Here is a 12,315-nt window from a genome sequence, read left to right as displayed (position 1 = left end):
TTTGTCCGACGCGCGCGCGTCCGGGGGAGGGGAGGGCACGCCGAGCGGCGGTCAGGCGCTCTCATTGAAAATCACGCCGGCGAACTTAGCGGGATCGAAATTGGCGGCGGCTGCGGCGATTTCCGAAGGGGTGTTGCGGCCGTATCCCGCAACCAGGACCACCACGTCCGCCAGGTCCGACAGGATGCGCGCATCGGGCGCGCCGAGCGTCGGCGGGCTGTCCAGGACGATGTAACGGTCGGAATAACTGCTGCGCAGCGAATCGAGCAGAAGACGCATGCGGAACGAGGAGAAGTACTCGGTCTCCATTTCGCTGTAGGCCGACCGTCCTGCCGGGATCAGCTTGAGGCGCGGGATGACGGTGCTGTAGATCATATCTTCCACGTCCGCATCCGGGTCTTCCAGATAGTTGATCAGGCTGCCGCGTGAGTCGTTGACCTTCATCACGGAATGCTGAACGGGATGAAGCAGGTTGCAGTCGATCAGCAGCGCGCTCCTTTCCTGGTCGAGGGTGATCGTGAGCGCGAGATTGCGGGCCACGAAGCTGCCCCCGCACCCCGGCCCGACCGGCGCGACCAGGGTGATGAAGTTGTCCGTCGCGGTCGCCAGCAGGCGAGTGCGCAGTTCCCGGAAGGCGTTGACCAGTTGACGGTTGGCGCCGTCGGCGAAGGGAATGATCGAGCGTTCGACCAGTTGCTCTGGCGTCAGGGTCGTTCCCCCGTCGCGGCGCGCGACGCTTTTGTTCCCATGCTTGATATCAGTCATCTTGGCCGAGGCATCTGCTGCGTGGCGATTGAAATCGTTCATAGGACATCCGCCATTTTCAGGACGAACACGAGACCGTAGATAAGGGGCACGACTGCGAACAGGATCGTTCCGAGCTTCATCCGCTTGGCGTGCAGTTCGGTCTGGTCGTGCGTCAGGTGCAGCGGGATGACCCCGAGTACCGGCAGGCCCGCATCGCGTTCGATCTGCAGCGGCGAGCGCACGCGCGGGTCGTGCTTGACCAGCATCGACAGCATCACCAGCGGGATGACGACCGCCAGCAGCAGGCCGGCCACGGCGAAATGCATCAGGCGCAAGCCCGTGGCCTGCAGCGGGATCGAGGCGGGCTCGAGGATCTGGAAGCCCAGGCTGCGGCCGTCCGCGTCCAGGCTCATCGAAACGCGCGCATTTTCGCGGCGCTTGAGCAGGTCGTCGAACATTTCCTTGTTGACGTCATGCACACGGGTCAAGGCGGTGACGGTGCCCTCGTCGCTGATGATCTTGCGGCTGCGTTGGAGTTCCTCGCGAAGCAGCGCCTGCGCCGTGGCGAGGCGGGACGCCGAGGCCGCGCCCTGTCGGCGGACCTCCGCCAGCTGCGTGCGCAGCTGCTGGTAGACCGGATTCATCGACGCGGTCTCGCCGGGCAGCACCGCTATTCCGCTGGATCTCGCCCCCGGATTGTTGCGCAGCTCGCGAATCTGATTGCGGACCCGGACGACGTCCGGATGCTGGGCCGTGTAAGTCAACATCAGACGATCCTGCTCCGCCTGCAGCGTTGCGAGCTGGACATTGGTCTGCGTGGAACGCGAAATGGTATTGAGTTGGCTTTCGCGCGAGAGCTGGCTCATCACCTGGCGCTCCTGCGCACCGACGTCGGCCAGATCCATGCTGGCGTTGTCGGCCGCCCGGCGCAGCTCGGCGATGCGGGCGGAAACGTCGGTATCGACGCCCGGCATCGCATCCGGGTTCGAGCTGCGGTATTCGCGCAGCTTCCGGTCGGCGTCGGAGAACGCGCGCTGGTAATTGTCCACCTGCGCATCGATGAACTGATACGCGGAACGGCTGGCGCGCGCCCTGGAGTCCAGCACCTGCTCGATCAGCGCCTCCGAGAACCGCTTGGTCACGGCATAGGCGCGCTTCGGGTCGGAATCCGAATAGGTGATCTTCACCAGGCTGAGCTTCGGGTCCGACGAGCGCGTCTGAGCGCGATCGGTGACCGCGATGTCCGTGCTGTTGATGATGGAATTGATCAGCTCCTGCTTCCGCAGCGGGCTGGGGTGCCCTTCCAGCCATCCACCGGCCTTCAGCACATCTTCCATGACGCGACGCCCGAACAGCACTTCGCGCGAAATGACCGCGCGGGCGACCTCGTTGGGCGCATTGGTGCGTCCCTCCATGAGCGGTGCGATCGGGGTGTTGTCCTGGACCAGTACCATCGCCGACGACTTGTACGTGGACGGGTTGAACAGTCCCCAGGCCAGGAAGAGCAGCGCGATCACCGCGAAAATGGTGGCGAGCGGCAGCAGATAGCGCCGGAATTCCCTGCGGGCGAGCGACAGCATGGTCAGCGCCGGCAGGCGCTCGGCCGATGGACCTGGCAACAGCGGTTGCCCATACGGGTTGTTCACAAGACGCGCTCCGGCACTGTGATCACGTCGCCAGGGGCGACCTTGTAGTTGGTGCTGAGATCACCGGCATTGAGGATGTTGTCGAGCTGGACGCCGTAGGCCTGCGCGCCGTCGCCGTTCCTGCGGTGCAGGCTGGAGCGGTCGGCTGCGGCGAACTCGGTGACGCCGCCGGCCGCAAGGACCGCATCCAGCACGGTCATGCCCTGGCGGTAGGGAATCGACACCGGCGTACGTACCGCGCCGGTGACCCGCACGCGCGACAGGTATTCGTGGCTGCGCAGTTCGGTGATGATCACCGTCACCTGCGGCTCGATCACGTAGGTCGCGAGCTTACCCTGCAGTTCTTTGGCGACGGCATCGGGTGTCCGGCCGCCGGCCATGACGTCGCCGACCAGGGGAACCGAGATCTTGCCGTCCGGACGGACCGGGGCGGTGATGCCCAGTTCGGGATTCCGCCACACCGAAACCTGGACGATGTCGTCGACGCCGATCTGGTACTCGTCCACGACCGGGGCGGCGGCCGGTGGGGCGCCCGAGGTGAGGTTCCCCGAACTGACGCAACCGGCTAGCAGTAGGGGCAGACCCAAAGCCCGAAGGGAGGCTGCAAGGCGCATGGCGATTCTCCGATTGACCCCACTTGAACAACGCCGAGCACTGTTGCGCCCGGCCAAAATCCAGCGCTGGCAGGAGCTCGTTCCTTCAGGCCCCGTAGTAATCGCGGTACCAGTCGACGAACCGCGCGACCCCGACCTCCACCGGAGTCGACGGCGAGTACCCCACGTCCCGGCGCAGCGCCTCGACATCGGCGCAGGTGTCGGGCACGTCGCCCGGCTGCATGGGCAGCAGGCGTCGTTCAGATTTGCGACCCAGGCAGCCCTCGAGTACCTCGATGTAGCGCAACAGTTCGACGGGCTGGTGGTTGCCGATGTTGTAGAGCCGGTAGGGCGCGCTGGAGCTGGCGGGCGAGGGCGCCGCCGACGGCTCGTCCAGGTCGGGGGCCGGGATCCGGTCCAGCGTGCGGACGATGCCCTCGACGATGTCGTCGATGTAGGTGAAGTCGCGGCGGTGGTGGCCGTGATTGAAGATGTCGATTGGCTCGCCGGCGAGGATCTTGCGCGTGAAGAGGAACAGCGCCATGTCCGGCCGTCCCCAGGGGCCGTAGACGGTGAAGAAGCGCAGCCCCGTCGTCGGCAGGCCGAACAGGTGGCTGTAGGTGTGCGCCATCAGCTCGTTGGCCTTCTTGGTCGCGGCGTACATGCTCAGCGGATGGTCGACGTTGTCGTCGACCGAGAACGGTAGCTTGCGATTGGCGCCGTATACCGAACTGGACGAGGCGTACACCAGGTGTTCGACGGTGCGATGGCGACAGGCTTCCAGGATGTTCAGAAACCCGACGACATTGCTGTCGACATAGGCGCGGGGGTTTTCCAGCGAGTAGCGCACGCCGGCCTGCGCCGCCAGGTTCACGACCCGCTGCGGTCCGAACGAGGCGAAGGCAGCGTCCACCGCCGCGCGGTCTTCGAGCGAGCCGAGCACGAAGCGGAAATTCGCCTGCGGCAGCAGGCGTGCCAGGCGCGCCTGTTTCAGGGTCGGGTCGTAGTACGCGTTGAGGTCGTCGAAGCCCAGGACTTCGTCGCCTCGTGCAAGCAGCACCTCGCTCAGCTTTGCGCCGATGAAGCCTGCCGCGCCCGTGACCAGGATGCGCATGGCCGTCACAGGCAACCGTCGACGCTGGCGCGCGGCAAGGCGCGCTTGACGTCGAAGAGCACGGCCCCGGGTACGCCCAGGCTGCGGATCCGCTCCGCGCCCATGGCGACGAACTCCCGATGCGCCACCGCCAGCACGATCGCGTCGTAGCGGCCGGGCTCGGGCTCGGCGACCAGGTTCACGCCGTACTCCTCGTGCGCGTGTCCGGCGTCGACCCAGGGGTCGTGCACGTCGACCCGGGCGTTGTAGCAGCGCAGTTCGCGAACGATGTCGACCACCTTGGTGTTGCGCAGGTCCGGGCAGTTCTCCTTGAACGCCAGGCCCAGAACCAGCACCCGTGCCTGGGTCATGTCCTGGTTGCGCTGGCGCATCAGCTTCACCACCCGGCGCGCCACATGGCTGCCCATGCCGTCGTTGATGCGGCGTCCCGCCAGGATCATGTCCGGGTGGTAGCCGATCTGCTGCGCCTTGTGGGTGAGGTAATAGGGATCCACGCCGATGCAGTGGCCGCCGACCAGGCCGGGCCGGAACGGCAGGAAATTCCACTTGGTGCCGGCGGCTTCGAGCACCTCGTGGGTGTCGATGTCGAGGCGATGGAAGAGCAGGGCCAGTTCGTTGATCAGGGCGATGTTGACGTCGCGCTGGATGTTCTCGATGACCTTCGCTGCCTCGGCCACGCGGATGCTGGAGGCCTTGTGGGTGCCCGCCTTGATGATCCGCCCATACAGCGCGTCGACTAGCGCGGCCGCCTCCGGCGTCGAGCCTGAGGTGACCTTCATGATGGTTTCCAGGCGGTGCTGCGGGTCGCCCGGGTTGATGCGCTCCGGGCTGTAGCCGGCATAGAAGTCCTGGTTGAACGCCAGCTTCGATTCGCGTTCCACGATCGGGACGCAGATCTCCTCCGTCGCGCCGGGATAGACCGTCGACTCGTAGATCACGATGCCGCCGCGGCCGATCGCCCGGCCCACCGTCCGGCTGGCCGACTCCAGCGGGCGCAGGTCGGGGCGCTTGTACTCGTCGATGGGCGTGGGCACGGTCACGATGAACACGTTGCAGCCGGCCAGCGACGACGGATCGCTGCTGAACGACAGCAGCGCGGCCTCGCGCAGCTCTCCCGCCGTCATCTCGCGGGTGTGGTCGCGGTGGGCTTTGAGCTCGGCCACGCGCGCGGCGTCGATGTCGAATCCGACGGTCGGAAAGCGCTTTCCGAAGGCCACGGCGAGCGGCAGGCCTACATAGCCCAAGCCCAGAACCGCGATACGGGCCTCGTCCAGCGAGGCTAACGGGGCATAGCTTGACAAGCAGACCTCCCCTGGTGGTCGACTTCCGAGCCCGTGGTGCGGCCTCCGGTCTAGTGGTTAACGCCAGTCGAGCGCCATCGCGGACACGGTGCGACCGGCGGAGGGCGAGAGGGGGGGGGGGGCGCGGGCAGACGGCCGCAAGACTGGACGCTCGGACCTCCATCCCACGTTGTTCCGGAAATAGGGGCAGCAGTGGCGAACCCAGATGGCCGGCCAGAAAACGAGGTGCGTCCTGGTATGCGGTGGCGCCGGCTACATCGGCAGCCATGCCTGCGTTGCGCTGGCGGAGCGGGGGCATCGCGTCGTCATCGCCGACAATTTCTCCAACAGTTCGCCGCGTGTCCTGTTGCGCCTGCAGCGCATCATGGGCGCACCGGTGGAGTGCGAGCGCCTGGACTTCCGCAGCAAATCGGCCGTGACCCGATTGTTCAAGCGTCACCGGTTCGATGCCGTGATTCACTTCGCCGCGCTCAAGGCCGTCGGCGAATCGTTCGTCCGGCCATTGGCGTACTTCGAAAACAATATCTCCGGCACGATCAACCTGCTGATGGCGATGCAGGAAGCGGGTGTGGCGCGGTTGGTGTTCAGCTCGTCGGCTACCGTCTACGGCGATCCGCAGAGCGTTCCGATCGACGAGCAGGCCCGGCTGGACGTGACTAACCCCTACGGCCGCACCAAGCTGGTGATGGAGCAGCTGATCAACGATCTGTGCCACGCGGATACCTCCTTCCGCGCCGCCAATCTGCGCTACTTCAACCCCGTGGGTGCGCACCCTTCCGGTCTGATCGGCGAAGATCCGTCGGGCATTCCCAACAATCTGATGCCTTACATCTGTCAGGTCGCCGCGGGACGACGCAGCAAGCTGAGCATCTTCGGCGACGACTACCCGACCCCCGACGGCACCGGAATCCGCGACTACATACACGTCATGGACCTGGCGCAGGCGCATGTGGTCGCGCTGGATTACATCATGCGCGGCGACGGCAATCTGACCGTCAACCTGGGCACCGGTCGCGGGATCAGCGTGCTGGAGCTGGTGCATGCCTTCGAACAGGCATCCGGCTGCAGCATCCCCTACGAGATCGTGGAGCGCCGGCGGGGCGATGTCGCGCAGGTCTATGCGGATCCGTCGCTCGCGCATCGTCTGCTCGGATGGCGGACGCGGCTGGACCTGCACGCCATGTGCCGCGACGCGTGGCGGTGGCAGTCGATCAATCCCGATGGCTATCAACGGCCGCTGGGAAAGCTCAAGTCGTTGCCACTGGACGCCCAAAGAAGCGAAGGCTCCGGGCGTTCGGAGTGACGATGCGACGGCGCGCTCGCGCTGTCCGATTCCCGGTGCACGTTCAGGCTAGCGAGGCGCCGGCCTGCGCACCGCCACGGGCCTGCCCGTCGCGGCGGTGAGGTTGGCCGCCGGCGATCGGCTGATACCGATGCCGAAGGTCAGGGGCTCCCCGCTCTCGAACACAGGGGCAGTGCGACCTCTTCTATAACAGCGGCACCCACTTGACGCCGGATCCTTTCCACGGCCGAGGCGTGCAACCAGGGCGCTCAATCGCCGCCCGTCCGGGTCACGACGAGACGAACGGTCGTGCGATTGCTGCTGCGCCGCATGACGCACGCGACGGGCGTGCTAGCTTCGGCTATCTTTTTTGTGCGCAGCGTCAATTATCCTGACCGTCGTCCCGGTCGGCACACGTTGACGCTGGTGGTTTGCACGGGGGCGCGTCTAGGGGGCGCGCCGGCGCGGTTCGCGTCGCGGTCTGCAGGTCGTCAATTCGCAGGGCCAGGTCTCCGCCGGCAGATGCCGGCGGTATAACAATGTCAGGGGAGGTCGCGATGAGTGCTCGCAAGTCGGCTAGCCAGGGAACAAGGAAGCATGGGCGTCTCGCTTTTGCGGTGGCGGCAGCGTTGGCGGCGATCACCGCCGCACCGTTGCACGCGCAGCAGGCGTCGCCGGATGCAACCGCTAAGGACGAGGAGGAAGCGACCACGCTCGCCGGTCTGACCGTGACCGCGCAGAAGCGCGAGGAAGCCCTGCAGGACGTGCCGATCGCGATCACCGCCTTGCCCCAGCAATTGCTGCAGGACACCGGCGTACGCGATGTCAAGGATCTGCAGGTGCTGGTGCCCGGCCTGACCGTCACCAGTACCCAGAGCGAAGCCCAGACCACCGCGCGCATCCGCGGCATCGGCACGGTCGGCGACAACGCCGGTCTGGAATCGTCGGTGGGCGTGGTGATCGACGGCGTGTACCGGCCACGCAACGGCGTCGGCTTCGGCGACCTGGGTGAGATCGAGCGCATCGAAGTGCTCAAGGGGCCGCAGGGCACGGTGTTCGGCAAGAACACCTCGGCCGGTGTGATCAACGTCATCAGCCGCCGCCCCGACTACAACACGTCGGTCGAGGGCGAGTTCACCGTCGGCAACTACGGCGCGCTCGGCCTGGCCGGTGCGTTCAATACGCCGATCGGCGACAACGCTGCGTTCCGCATCTACGGCGCCCAGCGCAAGCGCGACGGCTTCCTCGACGTGCGCACCGGCGTAGGCCCGCGCCAGGACAAGGAAGACACCGACCAGAACTTCCACACCCTGCGCGCGCAGTTGCTGCTGGAGCCGACCGAAAACCTCGATATCAACCTGATCGGCGACTTCACCAGCCGCGAAGAGAACTGCTGCGCCGCCGTAACCACAAAGCGCGGCGCCACCGGTGCGATCATCGATGCGCTGTCGCCGGATTCCGGCGTGGCTCCGGTCGCCGACCCGTTCGCGCGCGTGGCCTACAGCAACCGCAGCACCGAGCAGGACATGAAGGACAAGGGCGTCTCGGCCGAGGTCAACTGGATCACGCCCTGGTTCAACAACGCCACCCTGACCTCGATCACCGCCAAGCGCGAGTGGCGCTCGATCAACGGCCTGGATTTCGACTTCACCAGCGCCGACCTGCTGTATCGCAACGCCGACGAAGACGAGTCGCTGACCGAGTTCAAGACCTTCAGCCAGGAGTTCCGCCTGACCGGTTCGACCGCCAAGGTCGATTGGATGTTCGGCCTGTTCTTCTCCGACGAGGACCTCAACCGCAACGAGACCTACCGTATCGGTGCGGCCTACGAGCCCTATCTGTCGACCGCGCTGCTGGCCCTGATCAACCCGGCGCTGGCGCAGTCGCCGACCGCGGCGACCTTCCTGTCGCAGACCACCGGGCGTCCGTTCGGCACCGCTTTCATCGGCTTCGGCGCCGACGACAAGTACCGCCAGAACGCCAAGAGCAAGGCCTTCTTCACCAACAACACCTGGCATGCGACCGACGCGCTCGACGTCACCATGGGCGTGCGCTACACCCAGGAGAACAAGGAACTGGATTCGCGCTACAGCAATCCCAACGGCAGCGCCGGCTGCGCTTCGTACTTCGGTCCCAACGGCCAGGTCAGCCCGGCCGCGCAGGGCCGCATCGCCGCGGCCTTGACCGGGCGCGGATTGCCGTTCGCTTCGCTGCCGCCGGCGCAGCAGGCCGCGATCATCAGCAACATCGTCGGCTTCAGCTGCCTGCCCTGGGCCAATCCGCTGCACAACGGCCGCGCGACCCATCAGGAGAGCGACGAGAAAGAATGGTCGGGCACGCTGAAAGTGGCGTACCGCTGGAACGAGCACGTCATGACCTATGTCTCCGGCGCGCGCGGCTACAAGGCCGGCGGTTTCAACCTCGACCGCGTGCAGTCGGCCAACGGCCTGTCCAGCGCGGGGCAGGGCATCCGGCCGGTCGACGACACCTCGTTCCCGGGCGAGTTCGTCAACAGCTTCGAGCTCGGCGCCAAGACCACCTGGGCCGACGGCAACCTGCTGCTCAACGCGACCTTGTTCCATCAGACCTATTCGGACTTCCAGCTCAACAGCTTCCTCGGCACCAGCTTCGTGGTGCGCTCGATCCCGGAAGTGATCTCCCAGGGCATCGACACCGAAGTGCTGTGGCAGCCGCAGAAGGGACTGATGGTCCAGGCCGGCCTGACCTACGCCGACACCCGCTACGGCGACGAGCGTCCCGGCGGCGACTTCATCGCGCCCGGCGGCACCGCGCCGGCCGGCGCGCTATACAAGCTGCCGGGCAGCCAGGTCAGCTTCGCGCCGTACTGGTCGGGCTCGGCCTCGATCACCTACGACTGGAACTTCGCCAGCGACCTGGTGGCGCGCTTCAACCTCGGCGCCAAGTACATGTCCGACTACAACACCGGCTCCGACCTGGATCCGGAGAAGGAGCAGGGCGCCTTCACCGTGGTCAATGCGCGCGTCGCCATCGGCCGTCGCGACCGCCGCTGGATGGTCGAGCTGTGGGGTCAGAACCTGTTCGACGAGGAGTACGCGCAGGTCGGTTTCGACGCGCCGCTGCAGAACGTGTCGCCGTTGCCGAACAACGCCTTCAACTCGTTCAACGCCTTCCTGGGCGCGCCGCGTACCTACGGCGTGACCTTCCGGGTGGCGTACTGAGGCCGTAGAACGCTGCGGCCGGCATCTTGCTGGCTGGGGCATCAGACACGACGCGCGGGCCGCAAGGTCCGCGCGTCGTCGTTTTCGGGATGGTGCGCCGCTTCGGGGTAGGAGCGACGCTTTGGGGTAGGAGCGACGTAAGTCGCGACTGCGCTGCCGCGCTGGCGCTCGCAGGTCGCGGCTGACGCCGCTCCTACCCCAAGGCCGAGCAACGCTCAATGTGGGAGCGGCGTAAGCCGCGATCGCACGACTTCGACAACGCCGGAATCGCGACTCACCTGCTCCAGCGGACGGCGACGATTCGGCGCCTGGAGACAAAACCTATCTGGAAGCCGAACCCCTCGGGGCGAACCCGCTTTGGGGTAGGAGCGACGTAAGTCGCGACTGCGCTGCCGCGCTGGCGCTCGCAGGTCGCGGCTGACGCCGCTCCTACCCCAAGGCCAAGCGACGCTCACTGTGGGAGCGGCGTAAGCCGCGATCGCACGACTTCGGCAACGCCGGAATCGCGACTCACATGCTCCTGCGGACGGCGACGATTCGGCGCCCGAAGGCAAAACCTATCTGGAAACCGAACCCCTCGGGGCAAATCCGCTTTGGGGTAGGAGCGACGTAAGTCGCGACCGCGTCGCCGCACTGGCTCTAGCAGGTCGCGGCTGACGCCGCTCCTACCCCAAGGCAGAACGACGCTCACTGTGGGAGCGGCGTAAGCCGCGATCGCGGGCCCGGCTGCATCGCAGTTGCGGCTTACGCCGCTCCCACAGGAAGCGGCACCTGGCTTCGATCCGACGGTTCGGTCGGGCCGAACCTGGTCCGCCCGCCGTTCCACCGGCGTCACCCCAGCGTTGCCCGATCCCGCAAAGCGCAAGCGCGGCGGGCCGTTATAGTGCGCGCATGACCGACGTCTCCGATGCCGCCCTGCAACGCCTTGCCGAACAGGTCGGCGAGGCCGCCCGCAGCCACCACCACATGCTGGTCACCGCCGAAAGCTGCACCGGCGGCTGGATCGCCAAGACCCTGACCGACATCGCCGGCTCCTCCGGCTGGTTCGAATGCGGCATGGCCGCCTACAGCTACGAAGCCAAGCAGTCGCTGCTGAGCGTGCGCCCGCAGACCCTGGAGCAGTTCGGCGCCGTCAGCCGCGAGACCGTCATCGAAATGGTCTCCGGCGCCTTGGCCAACACCGGCGCCACCTTGGCGGTCGCGGTCACCGGCATCGCCGGTCCCGGCGGCGGCACCGAGGACAAGCCGGTCGGCACGGTCTGGATCGCCTGGAAACGCCGCGGCGGTTACCCCCAGGCCGAGGTCTTCCATTTCGCCGGCGACCGCGAGGCGGTGCGCCGGCAGACCGTCGCGGCGGCCTTGCAGGGCATGCTGGCGCTGGCGGTCTGAGCTTCGCAGTCGCGCAGGGACGCTCGCCCGCCCCGGCGCGGGGATTCAATCCAGCTCGAGCTTCCACACCTGTCCGACCAGGTCGTGGCCGAAACTGTGGTGGCGCTCCTCCTCGGTCAGTACGAAGCCGCAGCGCTCGTAGATGTGCCGCGCCGAACTCAGGATGTCGTTGGTCCACAACAGCATGCGCCGGTAGCCGGCCTCGCGCGCGAACGCCAGGCAGGCTTCGACCAGGCGCCGGCCCACGCCGAGGCCGCGCGCGCGCGGATCGACCAAGAGGCAACGCAGCTGCGCCGCGTCGGGATCGTCGGCGTTGCGGATCACGAACACGCAGCCGATGCGCTCGCCGTCGAGCTCGGCGATCCAGCAACGCTCGCGCCACGGATCGTGGCTGCTGGCGAAGCGCGCGAACAGGGTCGCGACCAGGGCCTCGAAATCCCCGTTCCAGCCGTATTCGTCGGCGTAGAGCCGGCCGTGGCGTTCGATCGCCCAGCCGATGTCGCCGATCCGGTGCCCACGCAGCACGACCCGCTGCGCTTCCGGCACGGTTTGCGGCGACAGCGCCAGCTCGGCCTCGCCGATCGCGCGCAACAGGCGCTCGCGTTGCAGCGGCGACAGCGCCGCGAGCATCGCCGCGGTGGCCTGGTGCGAGCTGCGGTCGAGCCCGCCGAAAGCCTCGCGGCCTTGCGCCGACAGGGTCAGCACGAAGCTGCGCGCGTCTTCCTCCGAGCGCGTCCTCTCGATCAGCCCGGCGTCGGCGAAGCCCTGCAGGATCCGGCTCAGATAGCCCGGATCCAATCCCAGCGCATCGCCGATCGCGCGCGCCGCGACCGGCTCGCGCTGCGCCAGTTCGAACAGCACCCGCGCCTGGGTCAGTGGGAACTTGCTGTCGAGCAGGTCTTCCTGCAGCACGCCGATGCGGCGGGTATAGAAGCGGTTGAAGGCGCGGACGGCATCGACTTCGGCGGTCGCGATATCGGCGGTCATGGCGGGCGCTCCAGCGGGCAGGGCACCAGCCTCGGATGGTTAGTTGACTAAGTCAA

General features: G+C 66.8%; 9 protein-coding genes. 3 read left to right on the top strand and 6 right to left on the bottom strand.

Annotation, left to right across the window (positions count from 1 at the left end; genetic code table 11):
- Window positions 1-51 precede the first annotated feature (51 nt).
- The 5 genes from ASD78_RS12400 to ASD78_RS12380 all read right to left on the bottom strand — a co-directional run bounded on the left by ASD78_RS12400 (window position 52) and on the right by ASD78_RS12380 (window position 5,401).
- A complete protein-coding gene (locus tag ASD78_RS12400) occupies window positions 52-807 on the bottom strand; it encodes a CpsD/CapB family tyrosine-protein kinase (protein WP_055900000.1) in 756 nt (251 codons plus the stop codon).
- A complete protein-coding gene (locus ASD78_RS12395) occupies window positions 804-2,393 on the bottom strand; it encodes a hypothetical protein (protein WP_156087729.1) in 1,590 nt (529 codons plus the stop codon). The genes ASD78_RS12400 and ASD78_RS12395 overlap by 4 nt, the downstream gene beginning before the upstream one ends.
- Window positions 2,390-2,899, bottom strand: coding sequence for an XrtA/PEP-CTERM system exopolysaccharide export protein (locus ASD78_RS12390; protein ID WP_235565762.1), 510 nt, complete (start codon window positions 2,897-2,899; stop codon window positions 2,390-2,392). Before ASD78_RS12390 ends, ASD78_RS12395 begins: the two co-directional genes overlap by 4 nt.
- A gap of 193 nt (window positions 2,900-3,092) precedes the next feature.
- Window positions 3,093-4,100: an NAD-dependent epimerase gene (locus tag ASD78_RS12385; protein ID WP_056101764.1), complete on the bottom strand. Its 1,008-nt coding sequence runs from the start codon at window positions 4,098-4,100 to the stop codon at window positions 3,093-3,095.
- A 5-nt stretch (window positions 4,101-4,105) separates the two neighbouring features.
- Complete coding sequence (locus ASD78_RS12380) at window positions 4,106-5,401, bottom strand: nucleotide sugar dehydrogenase (protein WP_056101763.1); 1,296 nt, start codon at window positions 5,399-5,401, stop codon at window positions 4,106-4,108.
- 205 nt (window positions 5,402-5,606) lie between these two features.
- On the opposite strand from ASD78_RS12380, the gene galE reads away from it, so the two are divergent.
- The 3 genes from galE (at window position 5,607) to ASD78_RS12365 (ending at window position 11,272) form a co-directional block, all read left to right on the top strand.
- Complete coding sequence (gene galE, locus ASD78_RS12375) at window positions 5,607-6,704, top strand: UDP-glucose 4-epimerase GalE (RefSeq protein WP_056101760.1); 1,098 nt, start codon at window positions 5,607-5,609, stop codon at window positions 6,702-6,704.
- A gap of 596 nt (window positions 6,705-7,300) precedes the next feature.
- Window positions 7,301-9,883: a TonB-dependent receptor gene (locus tag ASD78_RS12370; protein ID WP_235565761.1), complete on the top strand. Its 2,583-nt coding sequence runs from the start codon at window positions 7,301-7,303 to the stop codon at window positions 9,881-9,883.
- 891 nt (window positions 9,884-10,774) lie between these two features.
- On the top strand, window positions 10,775-11,272 hold the full coding sequence (locus ASD78_RS12365; RefSeq protein ID WP_055899979.1) for a CinA family protein: 498 nt from the start codon (window positions 10,775-10,777) through the stop codon (window positions 11,270-11,272).
- Between the two features lie 45 nt (window positions 11,273-11,317).
- Here the strand turns inward: ASD78_RS12365 and ASD78_RS12360 are convergent, their stop codons facing one another.
- On the bottom strand, window positions 11,318-12,259 hold the full coding sequence (locus ASD78_RS12360; RefSeq protein ID WP_055899976.1) for a helix-turn-helix domain-containing GNAT family N-acetyltransferase: 942 nt from the start codon (window positions 12,257-12,259) through the stop codon (window positions 11,318-11,320).
- Window positions 12,260-12,315 lie beyond the last annotated feature (56 nt).

Source organism: Lysobacter sp. Root667 (assembly GCF_001427715.1).
Lineage (GTDB): Bacteria > Pseudomonadota > Gammaproteobacteria > Xanthomonadales > Xanthomonadaceae > Lysobacter.
The sequence above is the reverse complement of the archived record's forward strand: the minus strand, read 5'-3'. Positions and strand labels throughout refer to the sequence as shown.